General features: G+C 61.9%; 18 protein-coding genes and 1 pseudogene. 3 read left to right on the top strand and 16 right to left on the bottom strand.

Annotation, left to right across the window (positions count from 1 at the left end):
* Positions 1–5: 5 nt before the first annotated feature.
* The 14 genes and pseudogenes from SR858_RS09740 to SR858_RS09680 form a co-directional block, all read right to left on the bottom strand.
* Complete coding sequence (locus SR858_RS09740) at positions 6–1,760, bottom strand: type II and III secretion system protein family protein (RefSeq protein ID WP_322534538.1); 1,755 nt, start codon at positions 1,758–1,760, stop codon at positions 6–8.
* A 39-nt stretch (positions 1,761–1,799) separates the two neighbouring features.
* Positions 1,800–2,771 carry a Flp pilus assembly protein CpaB gene (gene cpaB, locus SR858_RS09735; protein ID WP_019920583.1) on the bottom strand — a complete coding sequence of 324 codons (972 nt, stop codon included), beginning with the start codon at positions 2,769–2,771 and terminating at the stop codon, positions 1,800–1,802.
* Between the two features lie 2 nt (positions 2,772–2,773).
* The gene (locus tag SR858_RS09730) at positions 2,774–3,019 is read right to left on the bottom strand and encodes a hypothetical protein (RefSeq protein ID WP_019920582.1); all 246 of its coding nucleotides are present in this window, start codon (positions 3,017–3,019) and stop codon (positions 2,774–2,776) included.
* Positions 3,016–3,786: a hypothetical protein gene (locus tag SR858_RS09725; RefSeq protein WP_051120277.1), complete on the bottom strand. Its 771-nt coding sequence runs from the start codon at positions 3,784–3,786 to the stop codon at positions 3,016–3,018. The genes SR858_RS09730 and SR858_RS09725 overlap by 4 nt, the downstream gene beginning before the upstream one ends.
* A gap of 11 nt (positions 3,787–3,797) precedes the next feature.
* Entirely contained in the window at positions 3,798–4,634 is an 837-nt protein-coding gene (locus SR858_RS09720) for a hypothetical protein (protein WP_019920580.1), read from the bottom strand.
* Positions 4,631–5,542, bottom strand: coding sequence for a hypothetical protein (locus tag SR858_RS09715; protein WP_154819775.1), 912 nt, complete (start codon positions 5,540–5,542; stop codon positions 4,631–4,633). Before SR858_RS09715 ends, SR858_RS09720 begins: the two co-directional genes overlap by 4 nt.
* A gap of 8 nt (positions 5,543–5,550) precedes the next feature.
* Complete coding sequence (locus SR858_RS09710; RefSeq protein WP_407654707.1) at positions 5,551–6,819, bottom strand: pilus assembly protein TadG-related protein; 1,269 nt, start codon at positions 6,817–6,819, stop codon at positions 5,551–5,553.
* Between the two features lie 100 nt (positions 6,820–6,919).
* Positions 6,920–7,162, bottom strand: a complete 243-nt coding sequence (locus SR858_RS09705; protein WP_322534537.1) for a hypothetical protein — start codon at positions 7,160–7,162, stop codon at positions 6,920–6,922.
* Positions 7,163–7,311: 149 nt separating this feature from the next.
* Positions 7,312–7,599 carry a hypothetical protein gene (locus SR858_RS09700; protein ID WP_154819773.1) on the bottom strand — a complete coding sequence of 96 codons (288 nt, stop codon included), beginning with the start codon at positions 7,597–7,599 and terminating at the stop codon, positions 7,312–7,314.
* A gap of 221 nt (positions 7,600–7,820) precedes the next feature.
* Positions 7,821–8,435: pseudogene (tnpC, locus tag SR858_RS09695) on the bottom strand (IS66 family transposase); the annotation flags it as partial.
* A gap of 167 nt (positions 8,436–8,602) precedes the next feature.
* The gene (locus tag SR858_RS09690) at positions 8,603–9,451 is read right to left on the bottom strand and encodes a GNAT family N-acetyltransferase (RefSeq protein WP_019920574.1); all 849 of its coding nucleotides are present in this window, start codon (positions 9,449–9,451) and stop codon (positions 8,603–8,605) included.
* A gap of 273 nt (positions 9,452–9,724) precedes the next feature.
* A complete protein-coding gene (locus tag SR858_RS27745) occupies positions 9,725–9,907 on the bottom strand; it encodes a TrfB-related DNA-binding protein (RefSeq protein ID WP_019920572.1) in 183 nt (60 codons plus the stop codon).
* Positions 9,908–10,042: 135 nt separating this feature from the next.
* Positions 10,043–10,609, bottom strand: a complete 567-nt coding sequence (locus SR858_RS09685) for a response regulator (RefSeq protein WP_019920571.1) — start codon at positions 10,607–10,609, stop codon at positions 10,043–10,045.
* Between the two features lie 563 nt (positions 10,610–11,172).
* Positions 11,173–11,868: a TetR/AcrR family transcriptional regulator gene (locus tag SR858_RS09680; RefSeq protein ID WP_019920570.1), complete on the bottom strand. Its 696-nt coding sequence runs from the start codon at positions 11,866–11,868 to the stop codon at positions 11,173–11,175.
* Positions 11,869–11,954: 86 nt separating this feature from the next.
* Here SR858_RS09680 and SR858_RS09675 point away from each other — a divergent pair, with 86 nt between their 5' ends.
* Genes SR858_RS09675 through SR858_RS09665 form a run of 3 tightly spaced genes read left to right on the top strand, consistent with a single transcriptional unit; the run spans position 11,955 to position 15,042 of the window.
* The gene (locus SR858_RS09675) at positions 11,955–13,010 is read left to right on the top strand and encodes an aldo/keto reductase (RefSeq protein ID WP_019920569.1); all 1,056 of its coding nucleotides are present in this window, start codon (positions 11,955–11,957) and stop codon (positions 13,008–13,010) included.
* On the top strand, positions 13,010–14,128 hold the full coding sequence (locus SR858_RS09670) for a metallophosphoesterase (RefSeq protein ID WP_019920568.1): 1,119 nt from the start codon (positions 13,010–13,012) through the stop codon (positions 14,126–14,128). Before SR858_RS09675 ends, SR858_RS09670 begins: the two co-directional genes overlap by 1 nt.
* Positions 14,128–15,042 carry a polyprenyl synthetase family protein gene (locus SR858_RS09665; RefSeq protein WP_019920567.1) on the top strand — a complete coding sequence of 305 codons (915 nt, stop codon included), beginning with the start codon at positions 14,128–14,130 and terminating at the stop codon, positions 15,040–15,042. Before SR858_RS09670 ends, SR858_RS09665 begins: the two co-directional genes overlap by 1 nt.
* 236 nt (positions 15,043–15,278) lie before the next feature.
* On the opposite strand, the gene SR858_RS09660 is transcribed toward SR858_RS09665, so the two are convergent.
* Both SR858_RS09660 and SR858_RS09655 read right to left on the bottom strand, forming a co-directional pair.
* Complete coding sequence (locus SR858_RS09660) at positions 15,279–16,001, bottom strand: helix-turn-helix transcriptional regulator (RefSeq protein WP_019920566.1); 723 nt, start codon at positions 15,999–16,001, stop codon at positions 15,279–15,281.
* A gap of 75 nt (positions 16,002–16,076) precedes the next feature.
* Entirely contained in the window at positions 16,077–16,502 is a 426-nt protein-coding gene (locus tag SR858_RS09655; RefSeq protein ID WP_019920565.1) for a VOC family protein, read from the bottom strand.
* Between the last annotated feature and the right edge of the window lie 628 nt (positions 16,503–17,130).

Genomic DNA, 17,130 nt, shown 5'->3' with positions numbered 1-17,130 from the left:
TTCTCCTAGTGTGACGGGGTCGGGGTAACGGCGGCATCCTGGGCAACCGGGGCAACCGGCACGAACACCCGGGCGGGGTCGGTGCCCGGCTGCAGCGGATCGCTCAGGTACGGCGACGGTCCCATCTGCGTTCCCAGCCGCTCGTTGGTGCGCTGCACGCGGTCCTGCAGGCCGGGGGCGCGGGCGTCAACAATGGTGGGCGTGACGAATACCACCAGCTCGGTCTCCTTGTTCTGGAAGCGCTTCGAGCGGAACAGGGCGCCCAGCACCGGGATATCGCCCAGCAGCGGTACCTTGTCGATGTCGGTGCCGGTGGTCCGCTGCAGCAAGCCCGACAACACGATGGTTTCGCCGGTGCGCACGTTGAACTCGGTCTTGGTGCGGCGCGTGAGCAGCGCCGGTCCGCCCACCGACGACACCGACGTATCGAGCGAACTGACTTCGGAATCGATCTCGGCGCGGATCACGCCGTTGCGGCCCACCTTCGGTTCGATATCGAGCTTGATACCGTATGGCTTGAAGACGATGGTCGTACCGTTGAGGTTGGAGACCGAATACGGAAACTCGCCGCCGGCCAGGAAACTGGCCTTGGCGCCGCTGCGGGTGGACAATTGCGGCTCGGCCAGGATGGCGGCGGTACCGTTTTGCTCAAGCAGATTGAGCTGGGCATTGAGACCCATGTTAATCGCGCTCATGATCGTCAGCGACGAAGGCAGCACCACGCCCTTGGTCGTATCGATATTGGTGATCGGGCTGGCCTGGCCGGCTGGCGACGTGATGGTGATCTGGCGCCCGCCCACGCTGGCGCCGTTGTCGCCGCGCCCGGCCGGCGACCAGATCGCGCCGATGGCGCCGCCGCCGGTGGGGTTCCACTTGAGACCCAGCTCGCGCAGTTCGTTTTTCGGAAACTCCACCACCTTGACGTCCATCAGCACCGTCTGCTCCCAGCCGATGGGGCTGGTGAAATTGACGATCTGCGGATAGCGCTTGGCCAGTTCGGCCACTTTCTCGCGGTCGTTATCGGACAGCTCGTCGCCTTCGACGATCACCTTGTCGCCCACCACCGAGGCCGTCGCTTTCGGAATATGCCGCAGGAACGCCGCCACTTCGCGCGTGATGCGCGCAGTCTCGCCGGGCACGATGGTGACCTTGATGCGCTGGTAGCGGCCGTCCTCGTTCCACACGAACAGCGACGACACCCCCACGCCGTTGCCGAACATGATGATTTCTTTGCCGTCGAGCGCACTGGCGCTGAGGATCTGGCCATTGCCTACCGCAATGCGCGCCACACCAGGCGTGGGAAACACGCGCGACTCGCCCACGTACAATTCGATTTCGGGCACCGGCACGGCATCGGTACCGGCGCTGATCGGCGCGTACGGCTCCACCACCTTGGGTGTCGCGCGCGCTGGCCGCATGGTGCCGGCCGCGCTGATCGGATTGCGGGTATTGACGGCAGTTGCAGCGCCGGCCGCCGCTGCGGGCAGCGCTGGCGCACCGGCCACCGCAGCGACAGCACCAGGTGCCGATGCGGGTGCAGCAGGTGCCAGGGCCGCTCTGGCGGCGGGCGGCGGCGCCGGTACCGCGCTGCGCGTGGCAGGCACGGCAGGCATCGCGGCCTGGGCAGCGGCAGGCTGGACCTGCGCCTGGCCGGCGGCCAGTGCGCTGCCGGTCAACATCGATAGCGAGAGGGACAGCAACGACAGCGACAACGAGCGCCGTAACGGGCGACGGCAAATAAACAGGGTGCGCACTAGCATGGTTTGATTCACGGGTTGGAGGATGGTCGAAGGCATGTGCTAGCGCATGCCCAGGGCTGGATGGTTCGGCATAGGGTCGGGCCGGTCGGTCAGATCGGGCGCGCCATCGGCTGGCACCGCCGCTGGCGACGTGCCCGGGTCGAGCAGCGCGCGGCCGCCGGTGCGGCGCAGGTACAACGCTTCGGGCGGCACCTTGCTGTTGCCGTAGATGACAGGCACGCCGCGGCGCGCCTGGCCACCGCCGCCGCCGCCATTGGGCCGAGCCTTCATGCCCAGCAGCGAGGCCAGGTCGTTGACCTCGGCGCCGATGGGCTGGTTGTCCTGCGGGTTGCGCAACAGCGCGGTGAGCTTGCCGATGTCGCGCGCGACGATCAGGTTTTGCGCCTGCGCCGGCGAGGTGTCGATGGTGACGGTGGAAAACTGGCGGCGCTCGCCGGCAGCGTCTTCGGCGCTGCGCTGGCCGGTGGCCAGCACGTGCACGCGCTGCAACAGCGGGAAGGTCAGCTTTTTGCCGTTCTGGTCCACGGTGGCAATCAGGTCGATCATGTCGCCCGGTTCCAGCATGCCCGAGATGGAATTGATTTCGTCCACCGGCACCGTCATCGCCCGCCGCCCCGCTTCCACCCGCGCCGAAAACGTGGGAGCCTTCTGGGTTTCCATCAATCCCCATAAAATCATTTCACCGGCCTTGACCGGGTAGGCCAGCGCCTGACCGTCGATGCGGGGAAAGTCGTCCGGCGTGATCGCCACCGAGTGCGCGTATTCGCGCGGCACGCTGCGCACCGCCACGTTTTGATTGTCGAGCTTGACGCCGCGCGCGATATCCACCTTGGCCACCACCACCATTGTGGTCGTGCCCTTGGACCGCGCTTCGATGGCGGCCATCTGGGTGTTCAGATAGCGGCTGGCGGCAAACGCCGCCAGCCCGCCAATGGCGAGCGCAACGCCCAGGACGATCCAGGTTTTACCAGGGCGAAAATGGCGCAGTCGTTTGAGTCGGTCGAGTTTCATGGTCAATTGGGCAGGGAAATGGCGTGGCTGATGTTGCGATAGGCTTGCTGAAACTCGTTGAGCACGATTTGCACCGTGGTGCGTGCACCGTCGGGACTGGCCGCATCGCCGCTGATCGGTACGAACAAGGCAAAGGCGAGCGCGGCGCACACAACCAGGTACTCGATCGTGGATTGGCCGGCCTGACGCGTGACCGCCGCCAGGGCGTCAGGTTGCTGGAGGAATGGTCCGGCTGGGCGCGGCTTCATTGGTAAGTCTCCATGGTGGTTACGGTGTTCAGGACGATGCTGGCGCGGCTGTCGGGCAGGCGGCTGATGACGGCGATGGCCTCGCGGCCCTTGCCTTTGAAGAACAGCGCGATGCCGCTGGTCGTGCCTGGCGGCAGCGTGGCCAGCACGTCCGCACCAGCGTCGGCAGCGCGCGCCTCGCGCTCGAGTTCCATGCCTTCCTGGCGCAGCAGGTCGCGCACCCGCTCGCGGTTGACTTCCTCGCTGTAGCGGTTAATCAGCATCACGAAACGGGCATTGCGCCGCTCATCGATCGAGGTCATCGCGCTGACCAGTTCGGTGCCCGAAGGCAGGCTCGCCAGCAGGCGCTCGTTGGCGGCGCGATAGCTGTCGCGCTGCGCCATGCCGGTGGTGGCATCGGCCACCGACGCCACCCCACGCGTGCCACCGCCCTCTGCCGCTGGCGACAGTTGCACGGTGACGTAATAGCCGTTCTGCTCGCGCCCCAGCACCAGCGCCGCGCCCACCTTGTTTTCCACCACCGGCCGCGCCATGTTCTGGCGGAACCAGGCCGCCGTCTGTTCGGGCGAAGCGCTGGTATCGAAGCCGCGCATGCGCAACGGTATGCCATCCATGTTGATCTGTTCGCCGATTTCGTAGCTGACCGCGTCCGGCGGTAGCGCTACCTCGGGCCACGGCACCTTGGCCGTCGGCACCGCGCTGGCAATGGTCCAGGCGGCCAGCAGCGACAAGGCGGCCAGCGCGATCAGTACCAGGCGTTGGGTCATGGCGGGCGCTTTCATCGGAGTCGGTCCGCTGGTACCTGGTCGCGCCAGAGTTCGAGTTTGGCCATATTGGGCGGCTCGATGTGGGGCAGTTCCACCACCATATTGGTGGCCTTGAGCACCGGATTCAGCGGTCGCATGAGCTTGCCAGGGAACAGCAGCGTATTGTCGATGCGCGATTCCACCTGCATCGCGTCGCGCGCCGTCCAGGTATCGGTCACCACGCTGGTGTGGCGGCTGACGGTCAGGTTGAGGTTTTTGAATTCTTCGTAGGTCGATGCAAAGCTGGGGCCGATATCCTGAAGGTTGGCCAGCTTGACGCTGACGTTGGCCGTGTACATCCCGGTCTTCAGCCCCAGTTGCTCGCCGACCTGGAGCGGCGACGGCACGTTGAACGGTTTGCCGTCATCGGCGGCGCTCTTGCCGTCTGCATGGTTGGCGCCGTGGCTGCTGCCGAAGCTGACGGTGACGTCGGTGAAATTCTTGATCAGCGCGTCGCCCTGGGCATCGACCCAGAACAAGTTCTGGTTGGCCTTGAAGTCGCCAGCCTCGTCGTTGGTTTTGATCGGCGCATCGGAGTTGCTGTAGAAGCGGCGCCGCACTTCCTGCGCAAGTTGCTCGGGCGGTTTGTAGTTGCTCATGCCGTCGTTGTTGGCAATGGCCTCGAAGGCTACGTAGCGACTGGCCATTTCGGTGGCATGGGTAACGCTCTGGTACTTGGCAACCATGGGCATGAGCAAGAACAGCGGCACCAGTGCCAGCGCGATCACGACGAATTCGGTGAGGGCCTGACCGCCGCAGCGGTGCAGGCGGGGCCGCAAGCTGCGGTGCGCGTACAGTGCCGGCCTCATGGTTGTCCCGATCGTTCCAGCGTGAAGCCTGGTGCCATGTACGGGGCGAACACGGCGTTACCCACCTGGGTATCGAGGCGCGCGTCGACCGCCTTCAGTTGCAGGCCATGCGGCGTGGTATTGGCGAGCAACAGGCCGCCCAGACCTTCCTGGTTCACCGCGCGAAACGGCACGAATGAACCGCCGGTCGCATAGCACAGCGTGGCGATGGTGCCTTGCGGATCGATTTGCTGGCGCCAGTCGGTGCAGCGTACACCGGCCACGGTACGCTGTCCGCCGCGCACGGCACCGGTGCCGACCGCCGCGGTCAATTGCGCGGCAGCCGCCGCCATCGCCGGGTTGGCGGCCATTTTTCTGATGACGTCAGCCATGCCATCCTGCACCTGCGGTTCTGGCCGGGCATCGGCATGGCCACTGGCATCGCACTCACCGCGCGCGGTTTTTCTCACCAGGTCGATCTTGCATACCCCCTTGCTGGACGACAGCATCGCCGACGACGCGATTTCCGCGATCAGGCTGCAATCGTTGCCGTTTACGACATAGGACACACCGCTGGTGTAGCGGATGTTACGGTTGGGAGCGCTGTACTGGTCGTCACGGTGCGACGACATGTGGTCGGGCCAGACGGTAGGCGGGTGCAGCGCCCGCCCGCTGGCTGCCAGCGCGCGCGTGCACTGCTGGACGCGCTCCTTGAGTTCGGCCAGCGCGGCAGCATCGCCGTTCTCGAAATCCAGATAGCCGTCGAGCCGCGCGCGGTGGACTTTGACCATGGGGCCGCCGGCATGGAGCTGGTGCGGCAGCGGCGCGCTGAAGATGGTCTGCTCTTGCGGCGACGTGGCATGTGCGGGCATGCCGGTCAATGCCAGCAGGGAAATGGCCAGCGCCGCGCCACGGTAAAGGGTAAACATGGAATTCATCATTGTTGAAGAGCCAAGGCTGCGGCCCTGACGGTGGGTGAGTTGCCGATCAAGTGCGCCTGCCAATACGGATTGAACAAGCTGGCCTGTTCCTTGCCGCCATAGGCGCGCGGCGACGTGCGCTCGAAAAACACTTCGGAACTGGAGACGGCCGCCATCAAATCCTGGGCCTCCGCGCCCTGGTAGATATCCATCCGGCCGGTTTGCTTGACTTCCGAACTGCCGCCGGACGTGCGCAGCTCTGCCTTGTCGCGGGTGAGCCGAACGGCAAACTGCAGGCGCGGATCGCGCTTCTTGACATCGCTATTGGTCGACACGTAACCGAGTGCGGCGGTGGACAAATCGTAAAAACTGGGCACGCCGCTGTAGTACCAGGTGCCGCCGCTGGGGCGGGCGCTCTTGCGGCCGTCACCGAGGTTGTAGGAGCTCTTGGTACGGCACCGGAATCGCGGAAAGCGGAATTCCCATATCTCTGTCCTGAATGCGCCGTCGTCGCGGGCTGACCAGTTGTCATAATTACTGAGCGTGGTGCTGGCGGTATGGCTGGCCTTGCCACCGAGGACGATAATGCACCCGCCCGGTGTTTGGTCGGTCCATCCCCGAGTGGAAACAAACGGATCTTTGTTCGCAGCAGCGACCTCGACTTCCTTGAACCGTGCGCGCTCGTTGCCGGAATAGCGTTTGATGAATGGCCCACCGTCAAACACGCTGTAGTTGTCCAGCAGGGGCGCGGGGGTTACCTTGACCACACCGCGGCCCGCATAATTGGCATCGGCCACCTGCTGCATGACCTTGTGGCGCGCCGGTAAAAAAGCGGCGAACATGGTGGCCTGCGACGCTTGCAGTGCCACTTTTGCCACTTCGGTCGCTGCCATGGTACCGGTGCTCAGCGCGTTGAAGGCGCCCGAGGCCAGATTGATCGCGGTGGCCGCAGCGGGATACGCCATCAACGCGCACAGCGGCGTATATTTGGGCATCCCCAGCACGAGCGGCACCGAGTAGTATGTCAAACAATTGAGCGGTGTCACCCGCTCGGTATGCTCCTTCGCATACTCCAGCCACGACGCCACACTGACCGTCTGCGCCACCATCACCTCGTTGGCGATCAGCGCGCGGTTGGTGTACGCATCGAAGTTGAGCGCCCGCGCATGCATCACAGCAGCGCTGTAGGCCACCGCATCCGCAGTGTTGACCAGCTTGGTTTTTTCGGCCGTCATCTGGCCCGTGTTAAACAGGAAAAACAGCGCCGCCAATCCGGCGATCAGCATGAACAAGCCATAGATCATCGCCTGCCCGCGCTGGCGAACCAGGCGCGGGCGGGAGTCCAGTGGTCGATGAGGCTGAAGCACGATCGCGCGACGCTAAAATTTATTGCGCACCAGTGGTTTTCTGGTCACCAAAGGTCGACAGCGAATTTTTGTTGTTGTCCTTGGCGGCCGTCTCCGCCTTGCCCGCAGCAACGCCAGCCTGGGTGATTGCCGCAGCGCCGCTATTACCCGAAACCTCTTTCGAAATACCGGCCATCTGGTTACGGATAGTGGCGCCAAACAGCTGCGTGGTCGCGATCGCCGCAACAGCGATCAGTGCCACGATGATGATGTACTCGGTCATGCCCTGGCCTTTTTGTTTCAGGCGTTTGGTTTGGGCCGACAGTGGGTTGCGTGCAAAATTCATGGTATTCCCCTCATGGATATCAATGGAGGGCCAAATATAAATGCTGCACTGCACGTGAAAATACGTTAATTGTCACAGTGCTTAAATTACATAAAAATAATTATTTTTTGATACGTTTGAATCGTGCGCAGGGTTTTTTTCGGATAGGCTCGCCGACGGCCAGCGGTACAAGTTTTTGTTAAAAAATGTGGAAAAAATGTGGCGCGGGAAATGATGTTCCCGGTGGAGAAATAGAGATTCGTTGCAGTAAGAGATTGGGGCATGGGGGAGGATTTTGCTGCGAGTGCACTTGCGGTTTTGCGCTGATGGTGAGTATAAAGGCGGCCAAATTGTCCAAAGTGCGCGCTGAGGGGACGCTTACCGGGATTCGCCATCCGACAGAAACCTTACTCGAGCGCCAAGGTTAATCTTCTGACCATGGCAAGTTTTAACTCGCTGCTTTCCTGAGCGTCGAGTGCCAACATAAACTGCTCAAGCGGCACGGCCAGCGTGTGGGGCAATTCAAGTTCTACAGCGAAGCTTCCACACTGTTCAAGAGAGTTCGAATTGTAGTGGTCAACCCATCCTGGACACTACGTTAAGTTTTTCTTCCGCCGGCCTTGCGCGATAAAGTATCGAGCGTGCTGCGCAGCCAGCGCTCCAGGTCGTCGAGCAGTGGGCGCGAGCGGGTTTGTCGAACTTGCCTTCGTTCGTCGGGTAATTTGCCCCGGATCTCGCTCTCGACCCCATAGAGCTCGGCGATCCGGCGCAGCGCCTCGGCGCTTAGCGGCGTTGCGCGCGCTGCTTGCATGTCGTGGAATTTGCGTCCCGCGTGCGCCCAGCAGGCCGCTTCGCGGATCGTGCCGTCGTCGAACAAGGCGTTGAAACCGGCGTAGGCATCTGCTTGCAGTACGCCTTCGAACTTGGCCAAGTGTGCCTGGGGATGGATGCCCTTGCGGTCGGGCGTGTAGGCAAACCAAACGGCCGGCGGCGTCGAGTCGCCAGCTGGCCGGTCATCGCGCACATAGGTCCACAAGCGCGCCGTCTTGGTTTTGCCATTGCCGGGCGCCAGCACCGGGATCGGCGTGTAGTCGGCGTGCAGCTTCGATGCTGCCAGCACATGGCGCCGAACGGCGTCGACCAACGGGCGCAGCAACGCGCTGGCGGCGCCGACCCAGCTCGCCAGCAGCGCGCGATCGAGGTCGACACCTTCGCGGGCGTAAATGACGGCCTAGCGGTACAGCGGCAACAGTATAAATCAATAAACCAAAAAGCAGCATGACAAAACGCGACATCTTTGTTGACAACTACCGGACGTCATCGTTCATTGATCGCATTGATCTTTTTAAAGCGAGTAGTCGTTGCCGGCGGCGGTCACGCTGTGAACACTATCCCGATTTAAAATGCACGGTACACTCCCAGTCCGATGACGAACATAAAAGCAATAATGAGGCCTGTTCTCGTCAAATTATCGGTTACCAATCGTTGAAACATCCATTTGATCGGATGTCGATACGCTTGGCTAAGAATAGTACCGTCTTGTTTTAGGCTACGCCTCAGAAAGGCGACTTCTGCTGCTCCACGCTCTGCCTCTTGAAGACGCTCACGAAGGAAAACGACTGCGCTAAGTTCAGTAATTGTCTCCTTCCGATGGGTTATTACCACTAGGTCGCGGGCTTGCATTGGCCGGGATATCCCGGAGGTCACGAGGTCACCCGTGAAATCGAACTCGATTCCAAACTTTCCATAAAAATGAATCCGCAATTCCTGTTGTGGTGTCTCCTTCGCCTCGCCTTTTGGTAGTTCGATCTGACGAACCTCTGCCTCGGGCCACTGCTTTGCCCACTCTACAGCGAAGTTCATCAAGTAGGTTCCCAGACCCGCACCACGGAGACGATTGGGCTTAATCAGAACGTAGCCACCGCTTGACAGGCAACTTGAGGTAATTGATACCAGATTGAAGCCACGATCATAGCAGGCCCCAAATTCACCGTCCGGCACGTCACCATCTAGAGGATCGTTTTCGAGATCCCAATAAAAGATGCGCAGCTTGCCTCGGTAAACATTGCCGGCCGAATCCAGCTCAAATTCTTTCCTCTTTTCGACCAGCAGCCGATCGACCCGTCCGAAAGCATTACTCGCCTCTCGCCTTTGGATTTCGAGAATGCAAACATCCGGTTGTCTTGGCCACGTTCCGAAGTCATCACTTCTAAACGCGGAGCCTAGGTGGTCAAATTGAGTGCTCACTTCATTTTCCTAATCGTTCTTATCAAAGCCGACAATATCGAAGTACGCGCATTTTGGCCGGCGCCGCCCGATGGGCAATGTAATTCGCAAGTTATTCCCCATTAGCCCCTACTCAAGCGCCAACGTTAACCTTCTGACCATGGCAATTTTTAACTCGCTGCTTTCCTGGGCGTCGAGTGCCAACACAAACTGCTCAAGCGGCACCGCCAGCGTGTGGGGCAATTCAATTTCTACAGCGAAGCTTCCACACTGTTCAAGCGAGTTCGAATACTCCTAGCGAACCGACTCCACCGCCAGAAATACACGTTGCTTGCTAACGCCATGCTCGGCAGCGACCTCAGCCAAACCTCTCCGCTCAACCAGAATGCCGGAGGCCATGGTAGTTGCGGCCGGCCCCAACCGGGTTCGCGACGCGATACGCCCAAAGTCATTGGCCGAAAGGCGAACTAGCTTCATTTCTTGCTCCTGACAGGGTTTATGGAATGCCTCCGGCGGCATCAGGGAGGGACATTCGTTCGCCGTACAAAGGTGCGCACAAAATAAAGCCGTGACCTGTCATACCGGCGGCTGCAAGCCGTTATATCAAGCCAGCTAAGTGCCCAAGCTTTTTTGCAACTCCGCAGCAAACGTCGCCATCCTGATCGGCTTATCGCGCCCGTGCACGTCAAGCTGCCTGATCGCGCGCGCAGCTTCGGCTTCATCAATAAGTCCACTGGCGACTTTCCCGCTGAGGACGTAGATTGGCACGCCATCGGGGTCAGAATGGCGAATTTTCTTGATCAGCGATTCGGACATCCGCTCACCGAGTATCCAGTCCATGACATAGCCATCGTACTCGCGTTCCTCCATTGACCGCTCAAGCGATGCCAGGTCATAGAAAGGAACGGCACGCAAGCCGCTATCGTTCAGATAATCGCACAGGCTGTCGGCAAAGCCGCGTTCATCGTCAACGATGGCGACCGTCGGTGCGAATGGGTGCTCGACAACGATTTCCAGCTTGTTAACCCGGTAGCGAGGCACATCGTCGGGACACCTGGAACTTTCGATCACTGCCAACCCGCCGCCCTCCCCGATCACGACGAAGTCGACCTTCGCATTGGTGCTCAGTTGCTCGCCGATCCATACCAGGCAGCGATACCGGGCACCATCGGCACCCATCGTCAGCGTCGCCCGTGAGCAGTCGGTCGCATTACCTATGGAACCTGCACAACAAGCGCCGGCACTACGTCACAGCCGGTGAACGCTGCGAAGCCACTCTTTGCGATGCCCGAGAGTGAATCGTCACGTGCAAAGCCCCCCACGGCGGCAGCCAAACGGCTATCGCTGCAAAGCAAGACTGAATGCTGAAAGCGACGTCCTCGCCCACGGGCCGGAGAAGTTCCCTGCGATCGCGTGAGCGCACCATCGTGCCTCATTTGCACAAGCCGCAGATAAGGTTCGATCACCTCCAAAACATCATGGGCGACATTTGCGCCGATGTAGCAGTTTCCTCGTACTGGCAGGATGCGGATCGCGGTGGCACTCACTGGCCAGCAATGCCGCGTGTGTCCACGCCAAGGCGGATATGCGTGCCGATGTTCCCATGTAGGGTGCTGCTGGTCATGGGAAAAACAACCAGAGCGAAGTTCTCACGTCGTCTCACCAGTTAATTGCCCTCAAGCCGAACCTGTCAGACGCTTCGCCCGCAGGTCTGGGCGACATGCGACACAAGCGGCGTCAGCTCAGGGCGCTGCTACGTCTGGCGCTGACATCCCCAAGGCCGGCAGCAGCACACCATCGATGATCTCCACCAGGAACGCCTGATCGAACGGACGCCGCTGGATCAAGGCCCGGTAAGCGGCCAGCGACGGAATCAGGTTGGCAAGGGTGTCAATTTGCGCCTCGGCACGCACTTCGCCGCGGGCGCGGGCGCGCTCGATCAGGGCACGGTTGGCTGCCACCCACGGCGCCACGATCGCGTCGTGCCCCGCCTCGGCCAGCGCTGGTTGCGCCGCCAGCATGGCGGCCAGGCCGGCCATGGCCCGCATTTTCTGTTCAGCCTGCTCAACCGATTGCGGGCGGAACAGTGCCAGCAGATCGCCGCGCAGGGTGCCGGTATCGGCCAGTAGGTTCAGGTCCACCAGGCTGCGCTTCATCCGGGCCACCGCGTCGACCACCATCTCTCCCTTGGACGGCCAGCGGCGATAAACGGTCGCCTTTCCGGCCTTGGCGCGTATCGCCACCATATCCATCGTCATCCGGTCGTAGCCGGTCTCGGCCAGGATGGCAATGGCAGCGTCGAGGATAGCCTCGTCCCGCGTGGCGTCGCGTGGACGACCACCGCCATCGCGTGGCCGTGCCGGCGAGGTTGGCAGCGCAGTTGGCTCGATTGAAAGTGCATCAGGCACGGACTCGCGTGCCCCTTGTTTTGGCTTCATAATTTCGATACTATTTAGTTCCGGAACTGATTAGTTCCATGTGTTGACGACTTATTTCTTATTTTGCAACGACCAAGGATACAATTATGCGCTACAACCTTTTGGGCCGTACAGGCCTGTTCGTCTCCGAGCTGTGCCTTGGCACCATGACCTTCGGCCACGCGGGCGGACGATATGCGGCGGCCAGCGGCGTGGAACAGGACGAAGTCGATGCGATCGTGCGCGCTGCGTGCGACGCGGGCATCAACTTCATCGACATGGCCAATGTGTACGCCAACGGCCAGTCCGAAACCATGGTCGGGAGCGCCCTCAAAACGCTGGGCATTGCCCGCCATGACATGATCCTTGCCACCAAGTTCGAACACGCGACAGGCGCGGGCCCGAACGACAGCGGCGGCTCGCGGGTGCATATCATGGATGCCGTCAAGGCCAGCCTGCGGCGCATCGGCACCGATCACATCGACCTGTACCAGATGCATGGCTTCGATCCGGCCACGCCGATCGACGAAACCCTGCGCGCGCTCGATGACCTGGTGCGCCAGGGCCATGTGCGTTACATCGGCGTATCGAACTGGGCGGCGTGGCAGGTCAGCCGGGCGCTGGGTGTGGCCGACCGGCTGCAGCTGTCGCGCTTCCAGTCCTACCAATCCTATTACTCGCTCGTCGGTCGCGATGCCGAGCGCGACATCATTCCCATGCTCGCAGCGGAAGGCCTGGGCATGCTGGTGTACAGTCCGCTCGCGGGCGGCTACCTGACCGGCAAATACCGTGACGGCAACACCGGCGGCCGCCGCGCGAGCGTGCAGTTCCCCCCGGTGGACGAGGCGCGGGGCGCGCAGCTGCTGCCAGTGCTCGACGCCATCGCGGCCGCCCACGGCAGCTCGATGGAAGCGGTAGCGCTGGCGTGGCTACGGCACCAGCCCGTGGTCACCAGCATCACCCTGGGCGTCAAGACGCGCGACCAGCTGCAAGCGAACCTGGCTGCCGCCGACATCACCTTGCACCGCGACGAGCTCGAGCGCCTGAATGCGGCCGGCGCACCCGCGCCCGAATACCCGGGATGGATGCTGGTCAACAGCAGCGCGGCGCGGATCGCCCTGCGCGACACGGGCCGGCTAACCACCGAGGCGGGAGCGGCTTGATGTTCCACCTGGTGTTCGCGCTGCCGTCGCTGTACGTCATCGGCCGCACGCTGTGGCCCCTCCCCTGGCCATCAGGCGTCAAACTGGCGGCGGCCATCGTGGTGCTGCTGGCGTCCCAATATCACCTGTACAGCCGCTGGTCCTCGGGCAGCGTGTTTGCCGCTGAAATGCCGCGCAGCGCGATCATCCTGTTCAACTGGGCATTCAGCGCCCTGTTGCTGCTGGCGCTGTTCCAGCTGCTGGTCGACCTCGGCGCGCTGGCGCTGCTGCCGGTACTTGGCCGTAGCATGGCGATCGCGCCGGACTTGCGCTATGCGCTGGCCGCTGGCGCATTGCTGCTTGCAGCCATTGGGGTGCACGCGGCCATCCGTATTCCGCCACTGCGCGAGGTGGTGGTCGAGATCGCGGACCTGCCGCCTGCATTCGAGGGCTACACGGTGGTGCAGCTGACCGACCTGCACCTGAGCCGCCTGTTTCCGGGCGCATGGGCTGAGGTCGTGGTCGGCAGGACCAATGCGCTGGGACCGGACCTGGTCGTCGTCACCGGCGACCTGATCGACGGCAGCGTGGCAGCGCGTGCCCGCGATATCGCGCCCTTGGCGCACCTGCGCGCTGCGGACGGCGTGTTCGTTATCCCTGGCAACCACGAGTACTTTTTCGACCAGCAGGCATGGATGCGACAGTTTTCCAGGCTTGGCATGACAGTGCTGGAAAACAGCCATGCCGTCCTCGCGCGCGGCGGTGCCAGGATGGTGCTGGCCGGCGTGACCGATCTCTCGGCCAGCGAAACGGGTTTGCCCATGCCGGACCTCGCTCTAGCCCTCGCCGGCGCGCCCGCCAACGCACCGATGATCCTGCTCGACCATCAACCCCAAAATGCCCGCGCCGCCGCTTCACTAGGCGTAGCGTTGCAGCTTTCCGGGCATACCCATGGTGGCTTGGTGCTGGGCCTGGGGCCGGTCTTCGCGCTGGCAAACGGCGGCTATGTGTCCGGCCGCTACGACGTCCAGGGCATGACCTTGTACGTCAGTAACGGCACGGCACTGTGGGGCGGGCTGGCATTGCGTCTCGGCGTGCCATCGGAACTGACCCGCATCACGCTCAGGAGGAAAGCGTAATGACCGACCGCCACCGAATGCATTGGGACACCGTCGAACGGGCGCTCGAGCAACGTTTGCAGCAGGTGTTCGGCGGACATGATTCGGTCGATCCGCTGGGCGACGCCATGCGCGCTGCCGTGCTTGGACCGCGAACACGGCTGGAGTCGATCTTGCTGGTCTCCATTGCGCGTGACATCGGCTACGACACGCCTTCACTGCTGGATGTAGCGTGCGCGATCGCCATCGTGCAGGCAGCAGCCCTGGTTTTAGCCGGCCTGCCCTGCAAGGACGACACGGCATTGCGCCGTGGCGTACCGGCGCTACATCGCCGGTATGGCGAAGACGTCACGGTGCTGGCAGCGGTGTCACTGTTCAGCCAGGCCTTTACGCTGGTGGCCGGTGCAGAGGACCTTTCTGCACCGATGCGCATGGACCTGGTCGCGGTGCTGGCGCAGGCCATCGGTGCGCAAGGCTTGTTTGCAGGTCAATGCGGCAATGTGGTCGGCAGCCCGGAACAGGCACAGATCAACATCGACACATCCCATGCATTAAAGACCGGCGCCCTGCTGTGCACCGCCATCGAGATGGCCGCCATCGTTGCGCAAGCGAACGACACTGTCACGCGCAGCTTGCGCGGTGTCGCAGCGGCAGTGGGCCAGGCGTACCAGATCCGGGATGAACTGCCGGGTGCTGGCGCGGGGCCGCGCCCGTGGCACGGTGACGCTACGGGCGACGATACCGGGCAGGAATCCGACAAGGCCACCCTGCCCGGTAGCCTGGACATCGCCGCGGCTGGCCACAACATGGACAACGCGCTACGCCAGGTGCAACGCTGTCTGGAACAGGCGCTCGGGCCAGGCAACCGGACTGCTGGCTTGCTTGCGGCCCGGTTCCCGCAGCTCGCCGTGCAATACGCCTGCGGTACCGGCTAACTGCCGCTGAGCACTGCCAGATCAGCATCCACGCATGATCGGGCGCGACCGAGTTTCGCGACCTGTTCTGATGATGTTGGCAAGCGGCAGCCGGTAATGCTGCGATGTCGACGGGCATGAAAAGATTGCGGGTGCGGCAGCGCGGTGCACGTCGGCAGCAACGCTGAGCACACCTCGGTCTGCAAGCGGCGTGCTGGCCATGCTGCAGACGCGACCGGTCGGCGACCACCTGGCGGTCAGCGCACGCCGCTGGTGGCCTCGGGCAGGATGCTGTGGCCGGCAACGTATTCGGTACGGCGCCATTGAGCAAGCAGTGCCTGCCTGCTTCTGGGCGATCGGGTGCTGAGCAGTTTGGCAGCGAGGATGCGATCGGTGCGGAAATTGCGGAACGCTCCGCGCAATTCGCACCAGCACATGAGCACCCGGGTCAGGTCGAAATACACCAGCGCAAACGGCCAGACGGTGCGCTCGGACACCGCGCCGGCAGGTGTCCGGTAGCTGAGTTCGAGCTTATGCCCGATACGGATGGCAGTGCGCAACACGTCGGCGTCGACCGCTTGGGGCGGCACCTTGCGGCCAGCGCCCACGAGCAGTGCCGACGCCTCCAGTTCGCGCCGCAGCTCGGCGGGCAACACCGCGTAGATCTTGTCGAGCGCCCGGCTGGCGCCTTGCGCCAGGCTCTGATCGCCCTGCTCGGCGATCAACCGCATGCCCAGCACCAGTGCATCGAGCTCTTCAGCGGCAAACATCAGGGGCGGTAGCATGAAACCCGGCTTCATCACGTAACCGAGGCCAGGCTCGCCCTCAATGACCGCCCCCTGCGCCTTGAGACTGGCGATATCGCGGTACAAGGTGCGGATGCTCACGCCAAGTTCCGCGGACAGCGCTTGCCCCGTCACTGGCCGCCGATGGTGGCGCAACACTTGCAGCAGATTCAGCAGGCGTTCGGAACGGGACATACGATTTAAATAATTAAAGGGCCATGCGGCAAAACGACTGCATCCCGGCTATTCAAACACAGCCGAGCGCAACGATCAAGCCACGGCCTGGCTCGTGGACAGCGACAGCACCCACGTAATGCCGAAGCGATCCTTGAGCATGCCATAGAGTGGCGAAAAGCCGGCTGGCGCCAGTGGATGCACGATGGAGGCGCCCACAGTCAAGCCTTCCCAGTAGCGCGTGAGCGTAGTGGCATCGTTGCCGGTGACCGCCACGAAAAAGGGCGTGTCGCCAGCACTCCAGGCGCGCTCGGGCGGAACATCATAGGCCATCACGTGAAACCCATCGTCGGACTGCACCTGTCCCCAGGCGATCAGTTCCGACTGGACCGCGTCTGTCGTGCCATAGACCTGGCCCCAGGTCACGCAGGTCTGCTGGCCGCCGAAGACGGCATGATAGAAAGCGAGCACCGCTCGGGCGTTACCGCGAAAGTTGAGGTGGGCAACGGTTTGAATAGTCATGTCGTGGGTCCTTTGATGAGTAGTTGACCCAAAAATTATAGGGGTCGCGACTGACAGTTTCCGGCAGTAGCGGAATTGTCAGCATCGCCATTCCAAGTGGTGAGGTTTCGCGTCTTTTTCAGCTAAGTAAGATGCTATCCTCACGAACACATTCCAAGTTCGGCGGAAGCGGCCTGTCGGCCGCACGGACGATAAATTCGCTAAAAAATCTGGGTGAGAAGTGAAAAACGGGTGTGTGAGGAAAACACAATGTATATCGTATCCACACCAACGATTCTTTTGTCGGGCTTGTAATTTTTGCTGGCTATCCATCAAGGCGACGATACATAGGACCTTGCAGCACTTGGTTTCGGTTGCTTAGAGGCGCCGTTCTATATTCGCCAGAAGAGCCGTTATGAGGCGCTCCGGGCTAGCAAAAAAAAATCGAATCATAGTTTAGGTAATTGAGGGTCGGAATATTCCATTCGTTAAAATTTTTTACTGGGATTTATTTTTTAACAATTCTTGCAATTAAAGCGAACCGATGCCGACCTGGGCTGTCGCACAGAAATTTCTACCGTGCTGCAACTTACTGGATAGTGGAAGCATTATGTCCAGTTTATGGCAAGCCGGTTCTGACGCTTGTGAA

The organism is Duganella zoogloeoides, assembly GCF_034479515.1.
GTDB lineage: Bacteria > Pseudomonadota > Gammaproteobacteria > Burkholderiales > Burkholderiaceae_D > Rugamonas > Rugamonas zoogloeoides.
This window is presented reverse-complemented; position numbering and strand designations above follow the sequence as displayed.

Bases quoted from the DNA above. Each gene is read 5' to 3' on its own strand.
- SR858_RS27745 (WP_019920572.1), bottom strand. From the start codon at position 9,907: ATGAAGCTAGTTCGCCTTTCGGCCAATGACTTTGGGCGTATCGCGTCG.
- SR858_RS09660 (WP_019920566.1), bottom strand. From the start codon at position 16,001: ATGTCCCGTTCCGAACGCCTGCTGAATCTGCTGCAAGTGTTGCGCCAC.
- cpaB (WP_019920583.1), bottom strand. From the start codon at position 2,771: ATGAAACTCGACCGACTCAAACGACTGCGCCATTTTCGCCCTGGTAAA.
- SR858_RS09655 (WP_019920565.1), bottom strand. From the start codon at position 16,502: ATGACTATTCAAACCGTTGCCCACCTCAACTTTCGCGGTAACGCCCGA.
- SR858_RS09725 (WP_051120277.1), bottom strand. From the start codon at position 3,786: ATGACCCAACGCCTGGTACTGATCGCGCTGGCCGCCTTGTCGCTGCTG.
- SR858_RS09730 (WP_019920582.1), bottom strand. From the start codon at position 3,019: ATGAAGCCGCGCCCAGCCGGACCATTCCTCCAGCAACCTGACGCCCTG.
- SR858_RS09720 (WP_019920580.1), bottom strand. From the start codon at position 4,634: ATGAGGCCGGCACTGTACGCGCACCGCAGCTTGCGGCCCCGCCTGCAC.
- SR858_RS09715 (WP_154819775.1), bottom strand. From the start codon at position 5,542: ATGTTTACCCTTTACCGTGGCGCGGCGCTGGCCATTTCCCTGCTGGCA.
- SR858_RS09685 (WP_019920571.1), bottom strand. From the start codon at position 10,609: ATGGGTGCCGATGGTGCCCGGTATCGCTGCCTGGTATGGATCGGCGAG.
- SR858_RS09675 (WP_019920569.1), top strand. From the start codon at position 11,955: ATGCGCTACAACCTTTTGGGCCGTACAGGCCTGTTCGTCTCCGAGCTG.
- SR858_RS09740 (WP_322534538.1), bottom strand. From the start codon at position 1,760: ATGCTAGTGCGCACCCTGTTTATTTGCCGTCGCCCGTTACGGCGCTCG.
- SR858_RS09700 (WP_154819773.1), bottom strand. From the start codon at position 7,599: ATGGCGAATCCCGGTAAGCGTCCCCTCAGCGCGCACTTTGGACAATTT.
- SR858_RS09665 (WP_019920567.1), top strand. From the start codon at position 14,128: ATGACCGACCGCCACCGAATGCATTGGGACACCGTCGAACGGGCGCTC.
- SR858_RS09710 (WP_407654707.1), bottom strand. From the start codon at position 6,819: ATGCTGATCGCCGGATTGGCGGCGCTGTTTTTCCTGTTTAACACGGGC.
- SR858_RS09680 (WP_019920570.1), bottom strand. From the start codon at position 11,868: ATGAAGCCAAAACAAGGGGCACGCGAGTCCGTGCCTGATGCACTTTCA.
- SR858_RS09705 (WP_322534537.1), bottom strand. From the start codon at position 7,162: ATGACCGAGTACATCATCATCGTGGCACTGATCGCTGTTGCGGCGATC.
- SR858_RS09670 (WP_019920568.1), top strand. From the start codon at position 13,010: ATGTTCCACCTGGTGTTCGCGCTGCCGTCGCTGTACGTCATCGGCCGC.